Here is a 24,131-nt window from a genome sequence, read left to right as displayed (position 1 = left end):
TGAACTTGACGAGTACATGCAGATGCATTTATATTGGATGCAGTTGCATCAACTGCCGGGATCTTTGCCATGACCGCTTCACTCAAACTGATCAGTCACAAGCTTTGTCCATACGTGCAGCGCGCGGTGATCGCGCTCAAGGAGAAGGGCGTCCCGTTCGAGCGGGTCGACATCGATCTCGCCAACAAGCCGGACTGGTTTCTCAAACTGTCGCCGCTTGGCAAGGTGCCGGTGCTGGTCGTGACGAGCGAGAAGGGCGAGGTCGCGCTGTTCGAGAGCAATGTGATCTGCGAGTACATCGAGGAGACGCAAGGCGGTGTGAAGCTGCATCCGGCGGATGCCTTGAAGCGTGCCGAGCACCGGGCGTGGATGGAGTTTGGTTCGGCAGTGCTCGGCGACCTCTGGGGCCTGGAGACCACCACCGATGCGGAGACCTTCGAGAGCAAGCGTCAGGCGCTCGTCGCTAAATTCGCCCGGGTCGAAGCGGCGCTCGGTGCCGGTCCTTATTTTGCTGGCGAAGCGTTCAGTCTGGTCGACGCCGTGTTCGCTCCCGTCTTCCGCTACTTCGATTTGTTCGACGAGCTGACCGAGCACGGCATTTTCCGCGATGTGCCGAAGGTGCGGGCGTGGCGCGCCGAGCTGGCGCTGCGTTCGAGCGTCCGTACCGCCGTCGGCGCAGACTATCCGCAATTGTTGCGCGCCTTCCTCGTGCGCCACGACGCGCATCTGCTCAAGCTTGCGGCCTGAGCACGCGGGATGTCGCAGTCCGTGGCCTGGCTGATGCTGGTGATCGCCGGAGCACTCGATGTCGGTTGGGCGATCTCGATGAAATATGCGGAGGGCTATACGCGGGCTGGCTGGAGCATCGTCTCGCTCGTGCTGCTCGCCGCCTTCGTTGTCCTGCTCGGGCGTGCCTTGAAGGTGCTCGAGGTCGGCGTCGCCTATTCGGTCTGGACCGGGATCGGCGCCGCCGGCACCTTCGTCATGGGCGTCGTGCTGTTCGGCGAGACCTTGAGCGCGATGAAGCTTGCGGGCATCGCGCTCGTCGTGATGGGGATCGTTGCGCTCAAGCTAGCCTAAAGCCGAGCTTTAGTTTCGTACCCGGATGGAGCGAAGCGCAATCCGGCGCCCTGTCTCCGCGCATGGAGCTTCCCGGATTTCGCTTCGCTCCATCCGGGCTACAGGGCTTAGCGACGACGCCTCAGCGCACGTTGGCGAGGCGCATGTCGAGATAGGCGGTGATGGTTTCCATCAGCGGCTCGAGCTTGGCGTCGAAGAAATGATTGGCGCCGGGGATGACCTGCTGGTCGATCACGATGCCCTTCTGCGTCTTCAGCTTCTCGACCAGCGTGTTGACGTCCTTGGGCGGCACCACCGCGTCCTTCTCGCCATGCACGATCAGGCCTGAGGACGGGCAGGGCGCGAGGAACGAGAAGTCATAGAGGTTGGCGGGCGGCGCGATCGAGATGAAGCCCTCGACCTCCGGGCGGCGCATCAGCAGCTGCATGCCGATCCAGGCGCCGAAGGAGAAGCCGGCAACCCAGCAGGCGCGCGCTTCGGGATTGATGGTCTGCGCCCAGTCGAGCGCCGCGGCCGCGTCCGACAATTCGCCGGTGCCGTGGTCGAACGAGCCTTGGCTGCGGCCGACGCCGCGGAAATTGAATCGCAGCACCGAGAAGCCGCGATGCGCGAACGCATAGTAGCACTGGTAGATGATCTGATGATTCATCGTGCCGTGGAACTGCGGATGCGGATGCAGGACCATCGCGATCGGCGCGTTCTTCTGCTTGGCCGGATGGTAGCGGCCTTCGAGACGGCCGGCGGGGCCGGTGAAAATAACTTCAGGCATGATGATCTCTTGATTGATCCCTTGAAGACGCTCTTCAACAATCAACCGATTGTGCGGATTTCATCGGCTGCTGGCCGATCAAACCGCGAATGGAAGGGTGGAGCGGCGCCCTCGGATGATGCGCGAGCGGCGCGCGGCGAACTGACGCGCGCGTTCTAACATGAGGCGAGGGTCAAAAAGCAAGCATCTTGAACATCCCGCAATCCGCTCAAGACGTTAGCGTGTGATGGCCGTCATCGCGCGATCGCGATTGGGAATCGAGATTGCCAAGCGCTCCCTGCGGGCCCATGTCGGGTACCAGAGCGCGCGAAACAGCCCTGACCATAATGGTAATATAGTACGTCATGCCGAGCCGTGTTTATCTCGACTGGAACGCGACCACGCCGCTTCGCGCCGAGGCGCGAAGCGCAATGCTCGCAGCCTACGAGCTGATCGGCAATCCGTCCTCGGTGCACGCCGAGGGGCGCAAGGCGCGTCGGCTTGTCGAGGACGCACGGACCACGCTCGCGGTGGCCGTAGGCGCGCTGCCGCGGAACGTGGTTTTCACCTCCGCGGGAACCGAAGCCAACGCGCTGGCGCTGTCACCGGGCCTTCGAGGGCCTTCTGGCGGGCCTGTCGAGCGGCTTCTGGTCTCGGCTGTCGAGCATGCTTCGGTGCTGGCGGGCGGCCGGTTCCCAGCGGATAAGATCGTCCAGATCCGGGTCACGCGCTCCGGCGTGATCGACCTCGGCCATTTGAAGGCGCTGCTCGGCGACGGCTCGCCGGCGCTGGTCTCTATCATGGCGGCCAACAACGAGACCGGCGCGCTGCAGCCTATCGCCGAGGCCGCGGGAATCGTTCACGGGGCTGGTGGCCTCCTGCACGTCGATGCAATCCAGGTGCTTGGAAAAATTCCTTTCGATATCAAAGCTATCGGCGCAGACCTTGCGACCTTTTCTGCGCACAAGATCGGCGGCCCCAAGGGTATCGGCGCGTTGGTCGTGGCCGAGGGTGTGGCCGGACTTGAGCCGGTGCTGCGGGGCGGCGGGCAGGAGCTGAACCGGCGCGCCGGAACCGAGAATGTCGCCGGCATTGCCGGCTTCGGCGCAGCGGTGCGGGTTGCCCTTGAGGCTTTGCCGGAGGATGCGGAGCGGATGGCAAGCCTAAGAGATCGCTTGGAAAATGGCATTCGCTCCATCGCCGGCGCAACGGTCTTCTCAAGCGACGTCGGGCGGTTGCCGAATACCGTTCTTTTCACGGCTCCGGGCTTGAAAGCCGAGACCGCGGTGATCGGTTTCGACCTCGAAGGTGTCGCGGTGTCCTCGGGATCTGCCTGTTCCTCGGGCAAGGTGCAGCCGTCCCACGTGTTGTCGGCAATGGGGTATGATCCGACCGTCGCCCAAGGAGCGGTGCGTCTTAGTCTGGGCTGGTCCACGGGGCCGGATGACATCAACAGGGCGTTAGAGGCTTGGCGAAAGCTCGGTAATACCCTACTTAAGGGATAAGCGATGAAACACGGCTTGAACGGTTCTAAGCGCGTGCGTCCCGCCAAGAAACATCGTAATAGTCGTCCGAGTTTGATGATCCACCGCGGTCCTTGAAACCGCGAGCGGAGGATAGAATGCCAGCCGTGCAAGAGACGGTCGAGCGCGTGAAGCGCATCGACGTCGATCAGTATCGTTATGGGTTTGAGACCCTGATCGAGTCCGACAAGGCCCCCAAGGGGCTGTCGGAAGAGACCGTCAAGTTCATCTCCGAGAAGAAGAACGAACCCGCCTGGATGCTCCAGTGGCGGCTCGAGGCCTATCGGCGCTGGCTGACCATGACCGAGCCGACCTGGGCGCGCGTCGACTATCCCAAGATCGACTTCCAGGACCTCTATTACTATTCGGCCCCGAAGCCGAAGAAGACGATCACCTCGCTCGACGAGATCGATCCCGAGATCCTCAAGACCTACGAGAAGCTCGGCATTCCCTTGCGGGAAGTCGCCATGCTCGAAGGCGTCGAGCCGAAGCCCGGCGAGGAAGACCCCAACAGGCGCAAGATCGCGGTCGACGCCGTGTTCGATTCGGTCTCGGTTGCGACCACATTCAAGGCGGAGCTGAAGAAGGCTGGCGTGATCTTCATGCCGATCTCGGAGGCGATCCGCGAGCATCCCGAGCTGGTGCAGAAATATCTGGGATCCGTGGTGCCGACGTCGGACAATTTCTATGCGACGCTGAACTCGGCGGTGTTCTCGGACGGCTCGTTCGTTTACGTGCCGCCGGGCGTGCGCTGCCCGATGGAGCTGTCGACCTATTTCCGCATCAACGAGCGCAACACCGGCCAGTTCGAGCGCACGCTGATCATCGCCGACAAGGGCTCCTACGTCTCCTATCTCGAGGGCTGCACCGCGCCGCAGCGCGACGAGAACCAGCTGCACGCGGCCGTGGTCGAGCTCGTCACCCACGACGACGCCGAGATCAAATATTCGACGGTGCAGAACTGGTACCCGGGCAATTCGGAAGGCAAGGGCGGCATCTACAATTTCGTCACCAAGCGTGGCGATTGCCGCGGCAACAATTCCAAGATCTCCTGGACCCAGGTCGAGACCGGTTCGGCGATCACCTGGAAGTATCCGAGCTGCATCCTGCGCGGCGACAATTCGCGTGGTGAATTCTACTCGATCGCGATCTCGAACGGCTATCAGCAGGTCGACTCGGGCACCAAGATGATCCATCTCGGCAAGAACACGTCGAGCCGCATCATCTCCAAGGGCATCGCCGCCGGCAGGTCGCAGAACACCTATCGCGGCCTCGTCACGGCGCATCGCAAGGCGACCGGCGCGCGCAACTTCACCGCTTGCGATTCGCTGTTGATCGGCGACAAATGCGGCGCGCACACCGTACCCTACATCGAAGCCAAGAACTCGTCGGCGACGTTCGAGCACGAGGCCACCACGTCCAAGATCTCCGAGGACGTGCTGTTCTACTGCATCCAGCGTGGCCTCACGCAGGAGGAGGCGGTCGGCCTCGTCGTCAACGGCTTCGTCAAGGACGTGCTGCAGCAACTGCCAATGGAATTCGCGGTGGAAGCGCAGAAGCTGATCTCGATCTCGCTTGAAGGATCGGTCGGCTAGCGTCGACCCTCGCGGCGCGCGTTGCGCGCCCATGCATCATTTGAATAAACTGGACACCAAGATGGCTTTGCTTGAAGTGAAAGACCTGAAGATTCGTGTCGAGGAACGTGAGATCCTCCACGGGCTGACGCTGACCGTGAACGAGGGCGAGATCCACGCGATCATGGGGCCGAATGGTTCCGGCAAGTCGACGCTGTCCCACGTCATCGCCGGCAAACCGGGTTACGAGGTCACCGACGGCGAGATCCTGTTCAAGGGCGAAGACCTGCTCGCGATGGCCCCGAACGAGCGCGCCGCCAAGGGCGTGTTCCTGGCGTTTCAGTATCCGGTCGAGATTCCCGGCGTCTCCACCATGAATTTCCTGCGCACCGCGCTGAACGCGCAGCGCAAGGCGCGCGGTGAGAGCGAGTATTCGACGCCCGACTTCCTGAAGAAGGTTCGCGAAGTCTCGAAGTCGCTGAACATCCCGCAGGACATGCTCAAGCGCGGTGTCAATGTCGGCTTCTCCGGCGGCGAGAAGAAGCGCAACGAGGTGCTGCAGATGGCGCTGTTCGAGCCGAGCCTGTGCATCCTCGACGAGATGGATTCCGGTCTCGACATCGACGCGCTGCGCATCGCAGCCGACGGCGTCAACGCGTTGCATTCGCCCAAGCGCGCGATGGTCGTCATCACCCATTATCAGCGGCTGCTGAACTACATCGTTCCCGACATCGTGCACGTGATGTCGAAGGGGCGTGTCGTGAAGAGCGGCGGCAAGGAACTGGCGCTGGAGCTGGAAGCGTCCGGCTACGCCCAGTTCGAGGATGCCGCGTAAGGAATTTTGCGATGAACGTTGCTGTGGCAAAGACCGGAAATGGCCGCGCGGTGAGCGATCTGTTCGCCAGCGCCGAAGGCCGTCTGCCGGGTTCGCCTTCCGTGATCGCGGCGCGCCGCGAGGCGTTCGAGACCTACGAGCGTCTCGGCCTGCCGCACCGCCGGATCGAGGAGTGGAAGTACACCGATCTGCGCGCGCTGGTCGGCGAGGTGCTGCCGCTCGCGGCTGCGCCCGATGCGGCTGCGTTGAAGCGGGCCGCAGACGCGGTGAAGGCGCATGCGATCGCTGGCGCCCGCAAGCTGGTGCTGGTCGATGGCGTGTTCGCTGCCGATCTCTCCGACGTCAAGGCGCTGGCCTCCGAGGCGGGCTTTAAGACGTTGCGGGAGACGCTGGAGAAGGATTCCGGTCTGTTGAAGACCGCGGCGACCGATGCGGTGATCGCGCTGAACGCGGCGATGGCGACCGACGGTGTCGTGGTTGATATCGCCGACGGCGTGCAGCTGTCCGCGCCGATTCAGGTCATTCACATCGCGGTTGCGTCTTCCGCGTCGGCTTTCACCCGCTCGCAGGTCGCCGTCGGGAAGGCCGCTCGTGCCACCATCATCGAGACCTTTGTCGCGGCCGGCGCCAAGGCTTACCAGGTCAACGATGCCGTCATCCTCTCGGTCGGCGACAACGCCGACGTCGCGCATATCCGCCTGATGGACGATTCGCCGGATGCGGTGAACATCACTTCGCAGTTCGTCACGGTCGGTGCGAACACGAAGCTGAATTTCTTCAACATGACCACCGGTGCTGCGGTCAGCCGCCTGCAAGGCTTCATCACGCTGGCAGGCGAGGGCAGTGAGCTCTCCGTCAACGGCGTGAACCTGTTGCAGAAGACCGAACATGGCGACACCACGCTGGTCGTCGACCACGCCGTGCCGAATTGCGTCAGCCGCGAAGTCTTCCGTGCCGTGATCGACGATCGCGCCCATTCGGTGTTTCAGGGCCGCATCATCGTTCGTCCCGATGCGCAGAAGACCGACGGCAAGATGATGATCCGTGCGCTGCTGCTCTCGGACGAAGCCGAGGCCGACAACAAGCCCGAGCTCGAGATCTTCGCTGACGATGTCTCCTGCGGTCACGGCGCAACCGCCGGTGCGCTCGACGAAAGCCTGCTGTTCTATCTGAAGGCGCGCGGCCTGCCGGAGAAGCAGGCCCAGGCCCTGCTGATCCAGGCTTTCGTGGGCGAGGCGATCGAGCAGATCGCCGACGATGATCTGCGCGAGCACGTGATCGGCATTGCCGAGCGCTGGCTGGAGCGGCGCCAATGAGCACGCATCCGGCAGTCAAGAACGGCGCCTACGACGTCGCGCGCGTGCGCCAGGATTTTCCGGCGCTGGCCATGCAGATCTATGGCAAGCCGCTGGTCTATCTCGACAACGCCGCCTCGGCACAGAAGCCGAGCGCCGTGCTCGATCGCATGACGCAGGCCTACACCTCCGAATACGCCAACGTGCATCGCGGCCTGCATTACCTCGCCAATGCCGCGACCGAAGCCTATGAGGGCGGCCGCACCAAGGTGGCGCAGTTCATCAACGCTGCCCGGACCGAGGAAGTGATCTTCACCCGCAACGCGACCGAGGCGATCAACCTCGTCGCCTCGTCCTGGGGTGAACCGAACATCAAAGAAGGCGACGAGATCGTCATCTCGATCATGGAGCACCACTCCAACATCGTGCCCTGGCATTTCCTCAGGGAGCGCCATGGTGCCGTGATCAAATGGGCGCCGGTCGACGACGAGGGCAATTTCCTCATCGACGAATTCGAAAAGCTGCTGACATCGAAGACCAAGCTGGTCGCGATCACGCAGATGTCGAACGCGCTCGGCACCATCGTTCCGGTCAAGGACGTCGTTAAGATCGCCCACGCCCGCGGCATTCCCGTGCTGGTCGACGGCAGCCAGGGCGCCGTGCATCTGCCCGTCGACGTCCAGGACCTCGGCTGCGACTTCTACGTCTTCACCGGCCACAAGGTCTACGGTCCGACCGGCATCGGCGTGCTCTGGGCCAAGTACGACCACCTGGTCGCGATGCGCCCGTTCAACGGCGGCGGCGAGATGATCCGCGAGGTCTCGCGCGATGTCGTCACCTATGGCGATCCCCCGCACAAATTCGAGGCCGGCACGCCGGCGATCGTCGAGGCCGTCGGACTTGGCGCCGCCATCGACTACGTCAATTCGATCGGCAAGGAGCGGATCGCGGCGCATGAGCACGATCTCGTCACCTACGCCCAGGACAAGCTGCGCGAGATCAACTCGTTGCGGCTGATCGGGACGGCGCGGGGCAAGGGCCCGGTCATCTCCTTCGAGCTCAAGGGCGCGCACGCCCATGACGTCGCCACCGTGATCGACCGCCAGGGCATCGCCGTGCGCGCCGGCACCCATTGCGTGATGCCGCTTTTAGAGCGGTTCAACGTCACGGCCACATGCCGGGCGTCGTTCGGCATGTATAATACGCGGGAAGAAGTCGATCATCTGGCACAGGCGCTGTTGAAGGCGCGGGATTTGTTCGCATGAGTGACACGGCCGAAATCAAAGCCAATCCGATGGAGACCCAGTCGGCGCTGCCGCCTGAGGAGACCGAGCGTTTGACCACCGAGATCATCGCCGGGCTCAAGACCGTGTTCGATCCGGAAATCCCGGCCGACATCTACGAGCTCGGCCTGATCTACAAGGTCGAGATCAAGGACGATCGCTCGGTCGACGTCCAGATGACCCTGACGACACCGAATTGTCCGGCCGCCGGCGAGCTTCCGACGATGGTCGAGAACGCGGTCGCCAGCGTTCCCGGCGTCGGCGTGGTCGACGTCAAGGTGGTCTGGGAGCCGGCCTGGACGCCGGAGCGCATGAGTGACGAGGCTCGCCTCGTGCTCAATATGTGGTGACGCGTAACCTGCTTTCGATCCTTGGCATTGAATTCGCTCGGCAACGGACCACATCACTGACATGACACAGATATCGTCGGGCTCGACACCAGCATCCACTCCAAAGCCGCGGCGGCCCCGCCCGCAGGTGATGCGGCTGACGGACGCGGCTGCCCAGCGCATCAACGAGCTGACCCAGCGCGCCGATTCCGAGATCGTTGGCCTGCGCGTCGGCGTCAAGAACGGCGGCTGTGCCGGTCAGTCCTACACCGTCGAATACGCCCATGATGTTCGTCCGACCGACGAGGTCGTCGAGGACAAGGGCGTCAAGATCCTGGTCGATCCGAAGGCCGTACTGTTCCTGCTCGGCACCGAGATGGACTACAAGGCCGACAAGATGCAGGCCCAGTTCGTCTTCAACAACCCCAACCAGATCTCCGCCTGCGGCTGCGGCGAGTCGGTCGAGCTGCGTCCGGCGCAGATCGACGGGTAGTTTTCTCACGTTGCTCTCGTATCCCGGACGCGCTGCAGCGCGCTTGCGTTGCTGCGCAGAGACGGGACCCACGCTATGGTCACCAGTCCAAGACGCTGGGCCCCGGCTCAGCAGCGCACCGTTTCACGCTGCGCTGCGTCCGGGGCACGAGAGAGCCTGCCCATGGACCGCGGATTCCTGATCGACCTGTTCGCCGATTTCGGCCCCGTCGCCATCCGGAAAATGTTCTCCGGCTACGGCATTTCCGCCGACGGCATCAACTTCGCGCTTGCCTTGCGCGCCGGCCTGTTTTTCCGCGCCGACGAGGTGACCATCCCGGATTTTGAAGCGGAGGGCTCGAAGCCGTTCCAATACGCGACCCGCGCCAAGACCGTGGTGGTGAACTCCTATTGGGAGCTGCCCGCGCGCTTGTTCGACGATTCCGCGGAACTCGCGCAATGGGCGAGGGCGGCTCTCGCCGCCGCCCAGCGCGCCAAGGTGAAGAAGCGACCCAAGGCGAAGGAGGCGGTAAAGAAGCCAGCGAACAAGCCGGCGAAGAAGGTCGCCAAGCCTGCGAAAGCGGCGAAGAAAGTCGGCAAGAAGAGCCCGGCCCGCAAGCGCGCCACGCGAAGGGCTTGAGGTTCACTCCACGGCTTTGGTCAGACCAACCCGCATGTCCTTGGCGGTGAAGACGCAGATGCCGTCGGCCAGCACGCGACCGTCGGCAATACCGAGCACCAGCTTGCCGCGCCGGACCATCCTCATGGAGACTTCGTAGCGCACGCATTGCGCGTTCGGTGTGACCTCGCCCGTGCACGCGACCTCGCCGACGCCGATGGCGCGGCCCTTGCCTGGGGAGCCCGACCATCCCAGCCAGTAGCCGACCATCTGCCACATGGCATCCAAACCCAGAGACGCCGGCATCGTGGCATCGCCGCGAAAGTGGCAATCGAAGAACCAATGGCCCGGCGCGATGTCGAGCTCGCCGACGATGTGGCCCTTGCCGAACTCGCCGCCGTCCAGGCTGATCTCCGTGATGCGGTCCATCATCAGCATCGGCGGCGCCGGCAATTGCGCATTGCCTGGGCCGAAATAGCCGCCCTCGCTCGATCTCAGCAGCTCGTCCCTGGTGTAGGACGGTTGCGGTGAGTGAAAATCATGCGGATTGGGCAAGACGACAAGTCCTCCGGATGCGCGCGGGCGGACACCTCAAGGCGGCGAGGGAGATGTCGTTCGTCAGGTCAGAATGTCAAGCGCGGGTGGCGGTGCGCGGCTTCGGCGTCACGCCACCCGGTTGTGCGTCTCGACCGCGAATTCCGGATCGGCCTCGCAGATCACGCGGTTGCGGCCGTTGCGTTTGGCGGCGTAAAGGCAGGCATCCGCGCGTTCGATCAGCGCCTCGGTGTCGTCGCCCTGCTTGAGCATGGAGACTCCGACGGAGATGGTGACGCGGCCGAGGATTTCGCCGGTCGACTTCTTCTTCAATTCCTTGGCCATCACCGCGCGGCGGATGTGATCGGCCACCGTGAGGGCCTGGCGCAGCGCGGTGTTGGGCAGCACGACCGCGAATTCCTCGCCGCCATAGCGGGCGGTGATGTCCTGGCCCTTGATGGTCTGCTTCAGCGACAGGCCGACCAGCCGGAGCACCTGGTCGCCGGTGAGATGGCCGTAGGAATCGTTGAACGACTTGAAGTGATCGATGTCGACCAGCAGCAGCGACAGCGGCTCGCCGGAGGCGAGCGCGCCTTGCACGGCCATGTCGATCATGCGATCGAAATATTTGCGGTTGCCGAGCCCCGTCAGCGGATCGGTCAGGCTCTCGGCGCGGATCGCCTCCAGGCTCTGCTGGAGGTTGCTGATCTCGCTCTTCGAGAGCGTCAGCCGGTCTTCCAGTGCCTTGTTGGTCTCACGCATCTCGCTGGTGGAACGCAGCAGCGTCTCGACGATCGACTTGATCTGCTCGCGGCTCTTGGCCGATGACAGCTTTTCGGTCGCGCCCGACAGGCTGGCATCGTAGGAGCCGGTCATCCCGAGCGCGTCGCCCAGGACCTTCATCACGTCGTCGATCTCGCCGATGACGCGCGCGCCGACCTTGTCGATGCGGTCGGTGGTCTTGATGTGGGAGAGGTAGGTCTCGTAGATCTGATCGAGATCGGCTTCGGTCAGCTTGCCGCTCCGCGCCAGCGTCTCGTTGATGATCTTGTTGAGCGGGGCGTTGTAGCCGGTGGCGTAGACGTACCAGATCTCGTAATTGCGGGGAATTGCCGTCTGCCGTAGCGACCGGATCTGACCGAGCGCTACCTCGGCGAACGCCATCGTGCGTTCGTGTTCGTCGAGCACCTTGACCACGGAACATACCCCACAACGATCGGCGCGCCGTCGACCGCAGCAATACTTAAATTATGTTCGTAGGCTAACGGACGATCGTGAACGCCCCGTAAATATACGTCCACGAATGCATCCGAAAAAGTGCGCGCCGGCTTGGTTTCAACCAAAGCCGGAGCACATCGTGCTTCAGGCGCCGGCGGGGGAGCGAACCGGACGCAGCAGAAATGCCGGCAGATGCGAGTGGTCGCCCGGCTCGCTGTCGGCCTCGCGTTGCCGACGCGGCTCGGGACGGCCGATCGACGGCACATGCGACGGATTGGCCTGCTGGCGCGCCCCGTCACGCGGCTCGGATGATGGCTTGCCTTCACGCGCAGGTCTGCCTTCACGGGGAGGTCTGGCTTCACGCGGAAGCCTTGCCTCGCGCGCGGGCCTCGCTTCGGAAACGGGCCTTGCTTCGGGAGCGGGCCGTGCTTCGGCTGAAGGCTGTGCCTCGCCACGTGGTTCGCGCGGCTCGTGGCTGCGCTCACGATCACGGCCGCGTTGCGGCTTGCCGCGACCGCCGCGTGAACGTTCACGGCCGCGCTGCTCGCGCGGACGCTCGCCAGCATCGGAAGCATCCGTGCGGACTTCGAAATCGCCTTCGGCGCGCGGAATGCTCTGGCCGATCAGCTTTTCGATCGCCACCATCGACTTCTGGTCGAGCGGCGTGACGAGCGAGATCGCCATGCCGGACCGGCCTGCGCGACCGGTGCGGCCGACGCGGTGGACATAGTCGTCGGGATGGTGGGGAACATCGAAATTGAAGACGTGGCTAACCTCGGGGATGTCGAGGCCGCGGGCGGCGACGTCGGATGCGACGAGGAGGGGCAGCTCGCCCTTGCGGAACTGCTCGAGTGCCGCCGTGCGGGCCGACTGGTCCATGTCGCCGTGCAGCGCGCCGACGCTGAAGCCGTGCTTTTGCAGCGATTTGTGAACGACGGCGACGTCGCGCTTGCGATTGCAGAAGATGATCGCGTTCTGGAGATCCTTGGCCTCGTGCAGCAATCGGCGAAGCAGATCGCGCTTCTCATGCGCCTCGCGCCCGGCCGGGACCTGACACTGTGTAACGGTGACAGCGGTCGTGGCGGGCTTCGATACCTCGACCTTCTGCGGATTGTGCAGGAAGGTTTCGGTGATGCGCCGGATCTCCGGCGGCATGGTCGCGGTGAAGAACAAGGTCTGCCGCGTGAACGGGACGAGCTTGCAGACGCGCTCGATGTCGGGAATGAAGCCCATGTCCAGCATGCGGTCGGCTTCGTCGATGACGAGCAGCTCGACGCCGGTGAGCAGCAGGCCGCCGCGCTCCGTGTGGTCGAGCAGGCGGCCGGGAGTAGCGATCAGCACGTCGACGCCGCGCGTCAGCTTGGCATCCTGGTCGCCGAAGGAAACGCCGCCGATCAGGAGGGCGACGTTGAGTTTCTGACCCGCGCCGTAGCGGTCGAAGTTTTCCTTCACCTGCGCCGCGAGTTCGCGGGTCGGCTCGAGGATCAGGGTGCGCGGCATGCGCGCCCGGGCGCGACCCTTTTCGAGGATGGTGAGCATCGGCAGCACGAAGGCTGCGGTCTTGCCGGTGCCGGTCTGGGCGATGCCGAGCACGTCCTTGCGAGCGAGGACGTGAGGGATCGCCTGTTCCTGAATGGGGGTGGGGGTGGTGTAACCGGTGGCCGCCACTGCGGCGAGGACTTTTTCGGATAGTCCGAGATGGGTAAAAGACATTGAGCCTCTGGTCGAAACCGCCGTTCGGAATCGAGGGTAATAAGGCTGTCGCGTTCCACCCCGAAACGGCGCGCTCTCAAAGAAGCTGGGGGTGCTGACTCACGCGAACAAAGCGCCAGGCTCAGGAATCGCTCTTCGATCTGAGCCGCGTCGCCACGGAACATAGGGCGGAATCGGCCAAAGTCAATGGAGCAGGCGCGGGAAGGCCCTAAAAAACCTGAGGTTTTCGCCCAAATAGCGGGCGCGGCTGCGGTTTTCCGCCCAATCCGGCGATCGGCCGGAACGGCCCAAACGTCGGCTAGCCCCCCTCCGGCCCCTGCGCGCGGAAGTCGCCGGGCGCCATCCCGTAAGCGGCATTGAAGACCCGGTAATAGGTCGCGAGGCTGTCGAACCCGCAGGAGGTCGCGATGTCGGCGATCAGCCGCTCCGGGGCTTCGCGCATCAAACGGCGGCTCTGGTTCAGGCGTTCGTCCGTCACGGTTTGCGAAAAACTCCTGGCCGCGCTTTCGAACAACATATGCAGGTGACGCACGGAGACGCCGAGCAGGTCGGCCACCATCGTCGGCGCCAGATTTGGGTCTTGCAGGTGACGCGCGATCAGGCGCCGTGCGTGCGAGAGCCGGGCGGTCCGCAGTGCGGCCTGCCCGAGGCGGCTGCCGGGCCGCAGGATGCCGCGCTCGATCAGCGCCAGATGGGCTAAAGCCTGGACGAGGGAAGCGGCATCGGCGGCGCCGTCATCACCCGCGGCAACCTGGCCGAGATCGGCAAAGCAGGCGCCGAGCAGAGGCGTCAGGGTGGAATCGTCGAACGTCCGGGGCGCAAGCTCGCGCATGCGCTTGTCCTGTGTGGAGAGGCCGCTCAGCGGTACCTTCAGGATTCGCAGGTGGAAGCCTCCCGTGCCCAGCGGCTCCGCGCGATAGGGCTGGTCGGTATGGCTGGTGGCGAAGCTGCCATTGGCGATCGTGAAGTCGCTGCCGCGCATGCCGCCGAACCAGGCGCCGCTGCCGAGCTGCTGATAGACGCAGAGGCTGTCGCCCGGCGCGTGAGCGATGTCGGTCGTGCTGCGCTCGACCGTGTAATGGGAGGCCTTCAGCTCGACCAGGCCGGCTCCGCCAAGCTGGCGCAGCGAGAATTCGCCGAAGAAGTCCGCGCGGCGTTCGCGCTCGAGTTCGACGGTGACGCCGAACAGGCCCTTGGCGCGCACCTCGCGCCAAAAGTCGAAGCGGTCGTGCGGCTCGACCTCGTCGGTGCACCAGCGATACACGGCGGCCCCACTTCCAGCGGAATTGCCCACAAGAATTCACCGAGAAAAAGCAGATTCCGGTGGCATCTACCATAGGCTAGACGACAGACCTGACTCCTCAGGGCTGTTGAACCAGCGATGTGGCTGGGCCGACTATCACATCAACGACGCGGTTCCCATGAACCGCTGTTCGAAGGAACCGGCGTGGGCCGTTCTTGAGGGATTTTCGATGACGCGTCGGCTTTTCAGAGTACTGGCAGCGCTTGGCCTCGCGGCCGGCCTCAGCGGTTTCGCGCTTCCCGCTTGTGCCGAGAAGCGCGTTGCGCTCGTCGTCGGCAACAACGACTACAGGAACGTTCCGAAACTGCTCAAGGCGGTCAACGACGCCCGCACGATGGGCGATACGCTGAAGCAGCTCGGCTTCTCGGTGATGGTCGCCGAAAACCAGAGCCGGCAGCAATTTTCGGAGACGCTGCTCGCGTTCGATCGGACGGTCGAGCCCGGCGACACCGCGTTCTTCTTCTATGCCGGCCACGGCTTCGAAATCGCAGGCCAGAACTATCTGCTGCCGACGGACGTGCCGGCGGCGACGGAAGGGCAGGAAGAGCTGGTGCGTGATGCCTCCATCCTGGCCGATCGCATCGTCGAGCGCCTCCAGAACAAGAAGGCGCGAACCTCGATCCTGGTGTTCGACGCCTGCCGCAACAACCCGTTCGAGCGCAAAGGTACCCGCGCCGTCGCCGGTGGCGGCGGGCTTGCCCCGATGGTGCAACTGCCCGAAGGCGTGTTCTCGGTCTTCTCCGCGGGCCCGCGCCAGACCGCGCTCGACCGGCTCTCCAACGACGACGCCAATCCCAATTCGGTGTTCACGCGCACCTTCGCCAAGGAGTTGCTCCAGCCCGGCGAGAACCTGGTGCAAGTGGCGCAGCGTACGCGCCGTCTCGTCAGCGAGATGGCCGACACCGTCAAGCACAGGCAGGTGCCGGTCTATTTCGATCAGATGGTCGACGACGTCTTCCTCAGCGGCATCGCCAAGGACGCCGCCGCGCGCCCGGCCGATCCGCCGGCGCAGAAGCTCGCGGCGCTGCCGCCGGTGTCGGTGCCGCGCGTGCCGAAGGAGGAGACCACCAACGCGCCGATCGCGAGCTTCTCGCGCCACAATGGCGGCTGGAGCGTGGTGTTCTCCTTTGCCGATCCGACCCTCGGCGTTTCCTGGCGCATGGCCGGCAATGGCGATTTCCGCGAAACCGGTTTCATCGATACGCTCGACCCACGCACGCGCAAGAGGATGCCGAACCCATCGATCGAATTGCCGCCGGACGCGCAGGCCGGCACCATCGAGGTCCGCTATGTCGACCAGTCCGGCGACATGCAGGGCCCGTTCCCGATCAGGTTCGATCCCGAAGCCGCGCTGATCCGCGACCAGCGCAAGATCCTCGACATGACCGCGACGAGCTGGCTGTCATTCCGCGAGTTCAACGGGCTGCTGGTCTACTACACGCACCTCGTGTCCTACCGCTGCGCCATCCGCGAGGTGCGCATCGGCATCGACACCGCCGTTCCGAACCAGCTGTTGAAGATGCCGGGCTGCGACATGCGCGATCCCAGCGCGATCAGCGCCGGCATGCCGCTCTACATGAAGCTCGCGCCGGCAACGCAGTTCATCTCGGTGGAGCTGACCTATCGCGACGGCAGCGTGTCGGAGATCAAGAGCTTCCGCAGCGCGAACCGCAGCAACAAGTGATGACGCGGGCGAAGGCGTCGCGCACGCTTTTGCTACCCGCTCCTGATGAAGCGCTTGAGCTTGTCCTACTCCTCGTAGGGATAACCGTTGTGTTCGATGCGCACCGGCGCAAGCGGCGGCCTGCGCGGTGCGATCATGATCAAGACGAAAAGCACGTTGATCAGGATCCAGACGCCGAGCAGTATGAGGATTGTCTGCACTGCAATTTCCTGAATGAGTCGGAATTGACGGCAAGGCTAACGGCCATTCACAACTGCGGCAAATGAATCTTGCTTGCTGCACTGCACGCAAACCTTGACCCGTAAATGAGGACCCGGCCGTGAAACCCGATACGTCGCAGAATCCCCAGGGCTCTTCGTTGAAGGTCCGGTGTTGCATCGTCGGCGGCGGACCGGCGGGCATGATGCTCGGCTATCTCTTGGGGCGCGCCGGCATCGATGTCGTGGTGCTGGAGAAGCATGCGGATTTTTTCCGCGACTTCCGCGGCGACACCGTGCATCCCTCGACCCTCCAGGTGATGGACGAGCTCGGTCTGATCGACGGATTCCTGAAGCTGCCGCATCAGCGCCTGCAGAAGATGGACGGCCTGTTCGGCGGTACCCCCGTTCGCATCGCCGATCTCAGCCGCCTCCGCACCAAGTTCCCCTTCATCGCCTTCATGCCGCAATGGGATTTCCTGAATTTCCTGCGCGAGGCCGGCCAGCGCTTCGCCTCGCTGAAGGTGATGATGAACACGGAGGCGGTCGATCTGATCCGCCACGGCGAGACCATCGCCGGCGTGCGGGCGAATACGCCGGACGGTATCGTGGACATCGAAGCCGATCTCACCATCGCCTGTGACGGCCGGCATTCGACCGTGCGCCAGCGTTCCGGCCTCGAGGTCGAGGAGATCGGCGCGCCAATGGACGTGCTGTGGTTCCGCGTCGGCCGCAACGCGAACGAGACCGAAAACCTGTTCGCGCGCGTCGAGCCCGGCAAGATGATGATCACCTTCGACCGCGGCGACTATTGGCAATGCGCCTATGTCATCGCCAAGGGACGATACGACGCGGTGAAGGCGAGGGGATTGCAGGCGCTGCTCGACGACGTCGTTCGCATGGCGCCGGTCCTGAAGAGCGGCATCGCGGATGTGAAGAGCTTCGACGATTTCAAGCTGCTCACCGTCGCGATCAACCGCCTGCCGCGCTGGACGCGGCCGGGCCTGCTTCTGATCGGCGACGCCGCACATGCGATGTCGCCGGTCGGCGGCGTCGGCGTCAATCTCGCTGTGCAGGATGCGGTCGCGACCGCAAACCTGCTGGCGGACAAGCTGCAGCGCGGCTGTCCGTCGGAGAACGAGCTCGATGCCGTGCGCCGTCGCCGCGAATTCCCGGTGAAGATGACGCAGCGAATGCAGATGATCGTGCAGAACAACATCATCAGCAGCGCTTTGCAGGGCGACGACCGGCCGCTGAAAGTGCCGCTGGTCCTGCGCCTCATCACCGCGCTGCCGTGGCTCCAGGGCATTCCGGCGCGCCTGCTCGCCCTTGGCGTCCGGCCCGAGCACGTGCAGTCGAAGGCTGCGCCGGCACGGTAGCGCAAGGACCCGGTAGGGATAACGCGGCGTTAATTCGCGCTCGGCGCGTTGCCTGCGTGCAACAGCGCAAACGGATTAAAGGCGCGCTGCTTGCCAATCCAACGTCTTAACTGTCTTGATTCAAATTTGAGTAAGACCTGCGTGTGAGCGTGCACCCATCAAAGGACACGGGGTGTACCATGCGTAACAAGTTGATTGCCGCCTTCGCCTGCACGACCGCTCTGATTTCGACCGGCGCCGCTTCCGCCGCCGATCTCGGTGCACGGCCCTACACAAAGGCGCCGGCCTATATGGAGTCGATGTTCAACTGGACCGGCTTCTATGTCGGCGGCCACATCGGCGGCGCATGGACCAACGAGCAGTTCATCAACAACGGGACCGGCGCACCGTTCGGCGATCTGACCCCGGGGCAGGGCTACCGTCAGCGCAACTCCGGCATCCTGGGCGGCGCCCAGATCGGCTACAACTGGCAGGCCAACAACTACGTGTTCGGTATGGAAGGCACGATCTCGGGCCTCGACAACAAGGGCTCGTTCTTGAACACCGCGTTTGGCGCGGGTGACGACGTGTTCTCCTGGCGCGCTAATGTGCTTGCCACCGTCGTCGGTCGCGCGGGCTTCGCCGTGCAGAACAACCTGTTCTACATCAAGGGCGGCTATGCCGGCGTGAACAACCGTCTCTCGGTCACCGACACGGTCGGCGTGGCCACCGGTTCTGGCGGTCAGACCCATTGGGCCAACGGCTGGACCGTCGGTGCCGGCTGGGAATACGGCATCACCCGCAACTGGATCGTCGGCCTCGAATACAACTACGCAGCCTTCGCCAGCCAGACCTATCAACTTGGCGGCACGTCGGGCAACTACAGCTTCGATGCCAAGCCGCGCGATCTCCAGTGGGCCGTCGTGCGCGCCAGCTACAAGTTCGACGCGCCGGTCATCGCCCGCTACTGAGTGGGTCAACGAACGACCAAGCAGCCATAAAAGACGATCACTGCCCAAATTTAAAAGCCCCGGCATTGTCCGGGGCTTCTTTTTTGTGTGCAGATTATCGCGTACGGCCTACGCCATCACCGAGAACCCGCCGTCGACGGGGATCGCGGTGCCGGTGACGAAGTTGGAGGCGGACGAGGCAAGAAACACGGTGATGCCGGCGAAATCGTCGATGTCGCCCCACCGCCCCGCAGGCGTGCGTGCCAGCACCCGCTCGTGCAATCCTGATACCTGCTGCCGCGCGCCGCGAGTCAAGTCGGTGTCGATCCAGCCCGGGAGGATGGCATTGACCTGGATGTTGTCGGGCGCCCACGCATTGGCGCAGGCGCGCGTGTACTGAACGATGCCGCCCTTGCTCGCCGCGTAGGCCGTCGCGAAGCTCGCGCCGAAGATCGACATCATCGAGCCGATGTTGATCACCTTGCCGTTGCCGGACGCCTTCAGCGCCGGATAGGCCAGCTTCGAGCACAGGAAGGCGCTGGTGAGGTTGGTGTTGATCACCGTATTCCACTCGTCGAGCTCGAGCTCGTGCGGCGGCTTGCGGATGCTCATGCCGGCATTGTTGATGAGGATGTCGATGCGGCCGAGATCCCTGACGACGCGATCGACCATCGCGGCGATGCCCGCCTTGTCGGTGACGTCGGTGGGAACAGAGATTGCCTTCACGCCGCGTTGAGCCAGATTGGCGACGGCGGCGGCGGATTTGGTTTCATTGCGTCCGACCACGGCGATGTTGGCGCCGGCATCGGCGAGGCCACGGGCCATGCCGAGCCCGATGCCGCCATTGCCTCCCGTGACAATCGCGACCTTGCCGCGGAGATCGAACCGACTGGATGTCATGCTGCTATTCCCTGGTTTCTTCTATTGGTTGCTCTGCCAGATCAGCACCAGCCCGAAGCCGGCCATGGCTGCGCCATAGCCGGCCCATTGCAACTGGTTGACCATGAAGCTCGATCGCGGCCACGCGACGGTGCCCGTGCCCTGTCCGATCCAGAGCAGCCCGACGGCGAGGGCAAACAGGCCTGCTACAAGCAGAAATCTGCGCATGCATTCCTCCCCATGGGTCCGCTTCTGTCGTGACGCGGTCCATCAATGACGTCTGCGCTCACGAAAGCTTGGCCTACACAGTAGCCGGCTTCGATTTAGATACAATGGTTTGGGACAAGGACGGAGGTGAGCGCTCGGATTGCTGAAGGCCAGCTTGGGCGCTCGATAACCCCAAACGAAAAAGCCCCGGACCATGCCGGGGCTTTGACGTCTGAAGATTAGGTCAGATCGGATCAGTACTTCGCGACGACCGGACCGGTCCAGTTGAAGCGGTAAACCAGCGAAGTCGAGATCGTCTGGTTCCAGGTGTTGGCGCGGATGCTCTGACCGACCGCGACGTTGCCGACATCGGTCAGGATGTCCTGGGTCTTGGCGTTGTAGAAGGACGAACGATATTCGGTCTTCATGAACCAGCCGGGCGACTGGATGCCGAAGATGTTCAGGTTGTTCTCGACGCCGCCGCCGACGAACCAACCGTTGCGATTGTAACCGTTGAGATGAACACCGGCGGGAACGCCAGCCAAGGTCATGAAGTTCGTGCTGCCGAAGTGGGCGCCCGAGTAACCGCCGTTAACGTAGGAGAGAACGTTCGGAGCAACCAGCCAGCCGAGGCGCACGCCCGCAGCCCAGGAGTCTTCCAGCTTCTGGTTGCCGGTGATGCCGCCGAAGAGCAGGGGATCTTGAATCGTAGCACGGATGCTGCCGAACTGACCGTCAGCGAACACACCGGCGACCCAGGTGCCGCTGAACTGCCAGTCGTAGCCGAGACCGACGGTGCCAAACCAGCCCGAGCCACCCTGGCGCTGATCGATCGTCAGGGGAACTGCGCCGACCGTGGTCTGCACGCGCTGGTCAGAGGCCGAGAGACCGCCGCCGGCGCCGCCGAAGAGGTAGAAGCCGGTCCAGCTGGCGACGGGAGCAGCCATCGGGGCCTTCACGTAGGGGCGGGCGCCAAGGTCAGCGGCCGAGGCCGAACCGGTCATCGCGGCAACCGCGGTCAGTGCGAGCAAAATCTTCTTCATCTTAAATTCCCCAAGCTTTGGTCTGTCTGGAAGGCGCGAGCGCACTGAAGTCCGTGTGATCTGATGTCCCGGACTATAGCTACTTCTCTCCGAAATGCTGTTGCAGAGCAGGCACAGTCGCCGGGAAACGCCGCACGGCAGGGATTCTGAGCGTCGTCGTTGGAATGCAAAATAAGTACGTATTATCAATGCAGTACGTCGAATTTTGCGATCTGTTTTTTGGTAGCTTCTCGTTAGTGAATCCGGCTTTGTCCGAAATGGAGGCAATCCTGCATCGGCCTGGCTCGATGAGTCGTTGGCCGAGTCGCGACGCGACAAGGCGGAGAATCAGTGGAGATGAGGCGGGGTAGGGAGGTTGCCGTCCCCAAAAACAAAAGAGCCCCGGGCTTCGTGCCGGGGCTCTTGATGGGATCCGACCAGGCAGCGCCCGCGGATCAGACGTCCAGCAGGTCGTCATTGGCGAATTCCGCCTTGTCCGAGATGAACGCGAAGCGCGCTTCGGCCTTGGTGCCCATCAGGCGCTCCACCGAATCCGCCGTGGTGTCGCGGTCGTCGGCGAGCAGAACCACTTTCAGCATGGTTCGCTTGGCCGGATCCATGGTGGTTTCCTTGAGCTGCGCCGGCATCATTTCGCCGAGGCCTTTGAAGCGATTGACCTCGACCTTGGCGTTGGCGTTGAATTCGCTCTTGATCAGCGCTTCCTTGTGCGCGTCATCGCGGGCGTAGACTGATTTCGTGCCATTGGTCAGCTTGTAGAGCGGCGGCACGGCGAGGAAGAGGTGGCCTTCGTCGATCAGCCGCGGCATCTGCCGGTAGAAGAAGGTGATCAGCAGCGAAGCGATGTGGGCACCGTCGACATCGGCGTCGGTCATGATGATGATGCGCTGATAGCGCAGATCCTCTTCGCGATATTGTGCGAGCATCCCGCAGCCGATCGCCTGCACGAGGTCGGCGAGCTGCGTGTTTGCCGTCAGCTTGTCCTTGCCGGCGGACGCGACGTTGAGGATCTTGCCGCGCAGCGGCAGCACGGCCTGGGTCTTGCGGTCACGCGCCTGCTTGGCGCTGCCGCCGGCCGAGTCTCCCTCGACGATGAAGAGTTCCGAGCCGTCCAGACCGGCATCGCTGCAATCGGCGAGCTTCCCGGGCAGGCGCAGCTTCTTGCCTGCCGTCTTGCGCGCGGTCTCCTTCTCTTGCCGGCGGCGCAGCCGCTCCTCGGCGCGGTCGACCACGAAGTCGAGCAGCCTGTTGGCCTGGTTCGGATTGCCCGACAGCCAATGGTCGAACGGATCCTTCATCGCCTGTTCGACGATGCGCTGCGCTTCGGCGGTGGCGAGACGGTCCTTGGTCTGGCCCTGGAATTCAGGTTCGCGCACGAACACCGAGAGCATCACGGCTGCACCCACCATCACGTCTTCAGACGTAATGGACGACGCGCGCTTGCCTTGGCCGACGCGTTCGGCGTGGTCTTTCAGGCCGCGCAGCAGCGCGCTGCGCAGGCCGGATTCGTGCGTGCCGCCGTCGGGCGTCGGCACGGTGTTGGTGTAGGAGGACAGGAAGCCGTCGGCATCCGCGGTCCAGGCGACCGCCCATTCGCAGGCGCCATGCGCGCCGTTGCGGCCCGACTTGCCGGAGAAGATGTCGGGGTGCACCAGCGTGTCGGCATGGATCGCCGCCGCCAGATAATCCTTGAGGCCGCCAGGAAAGTGGAACGTCGCTTCCGCCGGCACGTCGTCGATGCCCTTGAGCAGTTCGGGCGCGCAATTCCAGCGGATCTCGACACCGCCGAACAGATACGCCTTCGAACGCGTCATCTTGAACAGGCGCTGCGGCTTGAACGCGGCCTTGGCACCGAAGATGTCGGTGTCGGGCTTGAAGCGCACGCGGGTTCCGCGGCGGTTGTTGATCTTGCCGAGATCCTCGAGCTTGCCCTTCGGGTGCCCGCGCTCGAAGGTCATGCGATAGAGTTTCTGGCTGCGCGCGACCTCGACCTCGAGCAGCGAAGAGAGGGCGTTCACCACGGAGATGCCGACGCCGTGCAGGCCGCCCGAGGTCTCGTAGACCTTGGAGTCGAACTTGCCGCCCGAGTGCAGCGTGCACATGATGACTTCGAGCGCCGACTTCTTCGGGAATTTTGGATGCGGATCGATCGGGATGCCGCGGCCGTTGTCTGTGACGGTCAAAAAGCCGTCCGCGCTCAACTCGACTCCGATGAAGGTCGCATGCCCCGCGAGCGCCTCGTCCATCGAGTTGTCGATGACTTCGGCGAAGAGGTGATGCAGCGCCTTCTCGTCGGTGCCGCCGATATACATGCCGGGCCGGCGGCGCACCGGTTCCAGACCTTCGAGCACCTCGATGTCGGCTGCGGTGTAGTCGGCTTCGGCGCCGCCCGCGCGCGCGGCTGCTTTGCCGGGACGAGGCTTCGGCTCATCGCCACCGAAAAAATCGTCTTTTGCTTTGGGCTTCAACTGCTTGGACATATATCTTTATGCGTTTTGAGGGCCGCATGAACGGCGAATCGGTTGAGCCGACTATGCCACTTCTGACCTGGAAAGGTTATCGCAGGGCGGGCCGGGCGGTGTGGTTGGGAGCCAATCCCGGCGATTTTACGCCGCAGCCCCATCAATTCCCGGCAATGTGACGTTCCGGTCCGGTCTGGATAGGACTTTGTGACTTGATGTCACACAAGTCCTTGGCTTACCAGTCCTTTTCATCGAGCAGCACCTTCGGGCAGGGCGGAAAGGCTATTTTGAATGGAGCAGTTTGCGCACGCGCTGGCCGATTTCGTGCGCGCTCACCAGACTTGGGCAGCTCCCATCGTGTTTGCGCTCGCCTTCGGGGAGTCGCTCGCCTTCATCTCGCTGCTGATCCCGGCCTGGGGCGCGTTGGTCGCTATCGGCGCGCTGATCGGTGCCAGCGGCATCAGTTTCTATCCGGTCTGGATCGCCGGCGGCATCGGCGCGGCGCTGGGCGACTGGGTCTCCTACTGGTTCGGCTATCGCTACAAGGAGAAGGTCGCCCAGATGTGGCCGCTCTCGCGCTATCCGGAACTCCTGCCCAGGGGTGAGGCTTTCGTGCGCAGCTGGGGCGTGCCGAGCATCTTCATCGGCCGCTTCTTCGGCCCGTTGCGCGCCTCCGTGCCGCTTGCAGCCGGCATTTTCGAGATGCCTTATTGGAGTTTTCAGGCCGCAAATTTCGTCTCGGCGCTGGTCTGGTCGGCGGCGCTGCTGCTGTTCGGCGACGTGATCGCGAAGATCATGGAATGGATCTGGCGCGTGGTGTGACGTCCGA

General features: G+C 63.6%; 24 protein-coding genes. 14 read left to right on the top strand and 10 right to left on the bottom strand.

The genetic code is table 11. From position 1 onward, the window contains the following. Positions 1–69: 69 nt before the first annotated feature. The gene (locus AC0L3C_RS02055) at positions 70–747 is read left to right on the top strand and encodes a glutathione S-transferase family protein (protein WP_473256954.1); all 678 of its coding nucleotides are present in this window, start codon (positions 70–72) and stop codon (positions 745–747) included. Positions 748–756: 9 nt separating this feature from the next. After that, entirely contained in the window at positions 757–1,080 is a 324-nt protein-coding gene (locus tag AC0L3C_RS02050) for a DMT family transporter (protein ID WP_473256953.1), read from the top strand. A gap of 121 nt (positions 1,081–1,201) precedes the next feature. Here the strand turns inward: AC0L3C_RS02050 and AC0L3C_RS02045 are convergent, their stop codons facing one another. Further along, positions 1,202–1,849 (bottom strand): alpha/beta hydrolase, encoded by a 648-nt coding sequence (locus AC0L3C_RS02045; RefSeq protein ID WP_007591562.1) that lies wholly within the window; start codon positions 1,847–1,849, stop codon positions 1,202–1,204. Positions 1,850–2,193: 344 nt separating this feature from the next. Between AC0L3C_RS02045 and AC0L3C_RS02040 the strand changes: the two genes are divergently transcribed. From AC0L3C_RS02040 to AC0L3C_RS02005, 8 genes are all read left to right on the top strand, one after another. Next, the gene (locus AC0L3C_RS02040; protein ID WP_473407015.1) at positions 2,194–3,333 is read left to right on the top strand and encodes a cysteine desulfurase family protein; all 1,140 of its coding nucleotides are present in this window, start codon (positions 2,194–2,196) and stop codon (positions 3,331–3,333) included. Between the two features lie 116 nt (positions 3,334–3,449). Then, a complete protein-coding gene (sufB, locus tag AC0L3C_RS02035; RefSeq protein ID WP_007609805.1) occupies positions 3,450–4,946 on the top strand; it encodes a Fe-S cluster assembly protein SufB in 1,497 nt (498 codons plus the stop codon). Between the two features lie 61 nt (positions 4,947–5,007). Next, complete coding sequence (gene sufC, locus AC0L3C_RS02030) at positions 5,008–5,760, top strand: Fe-S cluster assembly ATPase SufC (RefSeq protein ID WP_473407014.1); 753 nt, start codon at positions 5,008–5,010, stop codon at positions 5,758–5,760. Between the two features lie 11 nt (positions 5,761–5,771). After that, positions 5,772–7,076, top strand: a complete 1,305-nt coding sequence (sufD, locus tag AC0L3C_RS02025; RefSeq protein WP_473278053.1) for a Fe-S cluster assembly protein SufD — start codon at positions 5,772–5,774, stop codon at positions 7,074–7,076. Continuing rightward, positions 7,073–8,320 carry a cysteine desulfurase gene (locus AC0L3C_RS02020; protein ID WP_473256950.1) on the top strand — a complete coding sequence of 416 codons (1,248 nt, stop codon included), beginning with the start codon at positions 7,073–7,075 and terminating at the stop codon, positions 8,318–8,320. The genes sufD and AC0L3C_RS02020 overlap by 4 nt, the downstream gene beginning before the upstream one ends. Next, on the top strand, positions 8,317–8,688 hold the full coding sequence (locus AC0L3C_RS02015; protein ID WP_007591551.1) for an SUF system Fe-S cluster assembly protein: 372 nt from the start codon (positions 8,317–8,319) through the stop codon (positions 8,686–8,688). The genes AC0L3C_RS02020 and AC0L3C_RS02015 overlap by 4 nt, the downstream gene beginning before the upstream one ends. A 61-nt stretch (positions 8,689–8,749) precedes the next feature. After that, positions 8,750–9,160 (top strand): HesB/IscA family protein, encoded by a 411-nt coding sequence (locus AC0L3C_RS02010; RefSeq protein WP_081747958.1) that lies wholly within the window; start codon positions 8,750–8,752, stop codon positions 9,158–9,160. Positions 9,161–9,322: 162 nt separating this feature from the next. Further along, on the top strand, positions 9,323–9,778 hold the full coding sequence (locus tag AC0L3C_RS02005; RefSeq protein WP_473407013.1) for a TfoX/Sxy family protein: 456 nt from the start codon (positions 9,323–9,325) through the stop codon (positions 9,776–9,778). A gap of 3 nt (positions 9,779–9,781) precedes the next feature. On the opposite strand, the gene fabA is transcribed toward AC0L3C_RS02005, so the two are convergent. The 4 genes from fabA to AC0L3C_RS01985 all read right to left on the bottom strand — a co-directional run bounded on the left by fabA (position 9,782) and on the right by AC0L3C_RS01985 (position 14,486). Next, positions 9,782–10,312 (bottom strand): bifunctional 3-hydroxydecanoyl-ACP dehydratase/trans-2-decenoyl-ACP isomerase, encoded by a 531-nt coding sequence (fabA, locus tag AC0L3C_RS02000; RefSeq protein WP_473407012.1) that lies wholly within the window; start codon positions 10,310–10,312, stop codon positions 9,782–9,784. Positions 10,313–10,420: 108 nt separating this feature from the next. Then, the gene (locus AC0L3C_RS01995) at positions 10,421–11,488 is read right to left on the bottom strand and encodes a GGDEF domain-containing protein (protein WP_473256948.1); all 1,068 of its coding nucleotides are present in this window, start codon (positions 11,486–11,488) and stop codon (positions 10,421–10,423) included. A 165-nt stretch (positions 11,489–11,653) separates the two neighbouring features. Beyond that, positions 11,654–13,222, bottom strand: a complete 1,569-nt coding sequence (locus AC0L3C_RS01990) for a DEAD/DEAH box helicase (protein WP_473407011.1) — start codon at positions 13,220–13,222, stop codon at positions 11,654–11,656. A gap of 298 nt (positions 13,223–13,520) precedes the next feature. Next, positions 13,521–14,486, bottom strand: a complete 966-nt coding sequence (locus AC0L3C_RS01985) for a helix-turn-helix transcriptional regulator (protein WP_473407010.1) — start codon at positions 14,484–14,486, stop codon at positions 13,521–13,523. Positions 14,487–14,694: 208 nt separating this feature from the next. On the opposite strand from AC0L3C_RS01985, the gene AC0L3C_RS01980 reads away from it, so the two are divergent. After that, entirely contained in the window at positions 14,695–16,209 is a 1,515-nt protein-coding gene (locus AC0L3C_RS01980) for a caspase family protein (protein ID WP_473407009.1), read from the top strand. 65 nt (positions 16,210–16,274) lie between these two features. Here the strand turns inward: AC0L3C_RS01980 and AC0L3C_RS01975 are convergent, their stop codons facing one another. After that, on the bottom strand, positions 16,275–16,409 hold the full coding sequence (locus AC0L3C_RS01975) for a hypothetical protein (protein ID WP_456764490.1): 135 nt from the start codon (positions 16,407–16,409) through the stop codon (positions 16,275–16,277). A 119-nt stretch (positions 16,410–16,528) separates the two neighbouring features. On the opposite strand from AC0L3C_RS01975, the gene AC0L3C_RS01970 reads away from it, so the two are divergent. Together AC0L3C_RS01970 and AC0L3C_RS01965 are read left to right on the top strand one after the other, a co-directional pair. Next, positions 16,529–17,785: an FAD-dependent oxidoreductase gene (locus AC0L3C_RS01970; protein WP_473256944.1), complete on the top strand. Its 1,257-nt coding sequence runs from the start codon at positions 16,529–16,531 to the stop codon at positions 17,783–17,785. 179 nt (positions 17,786–17,964) lie between these two features. Then, positions 17,965–18,735 (top strand): outer membrane protein, encoded by a 771-nt coding sequence (locus AC0L3C_RS01965; protein WP_473256943.1) that lies wholly within the window; start codon positions 17,965–17,967, stop codon positions 18,733–18,735. 108 nt (positions 18,736–18,843) lie between these two features. Here the strand turns inward: AC0L3C_RS01965 and AC0L3C_RS01960 are convergent, their stop codons facing one another. The 4 genes from AC0L3C_RS01960 to parE form a co-directional block, all read right to left on the bottom strand. Beyond that, positions 18,844–19,614: an SDR family NAD(P)-dependent oxidoreductase gene (locus tag AC0L3C_RS01960; protein ID WP_473256942.1), complete on the bottom strand. Its 771-nt coding sequence runs from the start codon at positions 19,612–19,614 to the stop codon at positions 18,844–18,846. A 21-nt stretch (positions 19,615–19,635) separates the two neighbouring features. Continuing rightward, a complete protein-coding gene (locus AC0L3C_RS01955) occupies positions 19,636–19,821 on the bottom strand; it encodes a hypothetical protein (RefSeq protein WP_007591540.1) in 186 nt (61 codons plus the stop codon). Positions 19,822–20,054: 233 nt separating this feature from the next. Beyond that, complete coding sequence (locus AC0L3C_RS01950) at positions 20,055–20,843, bottom strand: outer membrane protein (RefSeq protein ID WP_473256941.1); 789 nt, start codon at positions 20,841–20,843, stop codon at positions 20,055–20,057. A 434-nt stretch (positions 20,844–21,277) separates the two neighbouring features. Then, the gene (gene parE / locus AC0L3C_RS01945) at positions 21,278–23,320 is read right to left on the bottom strand and encodes a DNA topoisomerase IV subunit B (protein WP_473256940.1); all 2,043 of its coding nucleotides are present in this window, start codon (positions 23,318–23,320) and stop codon (positions 21,278–21,280) included. Positions 23,321–23,593: 273 nt separating this feature from the next. Here parE and AC0L3C_RS01940 point away from each other — a divergent pair, with 273 nt between their 5' ends. Beyond that, positions 23,594–24,124 carry a DedA family protein gene (locus AC0L3C_RS01940; protein ID WP_473256939.1) on the top strand — a complete coding sequence of 177 codons (531 nt, stop codon included), beginning with the start codon at positions 23,594–23,596 and terminating at the stop codon, positions 24,122–24,124. Positions 24,125–24,131: the final 7 nt, after the last annotated feature.

Source organism: Bradyrhizobium sp. WSM4872 (genome assembly GCF_055811715.1).
Note: the sequence above shows the minus strand (reverse complement) of the source record. Positions and strands in the feature narration are given on the sequence as shown.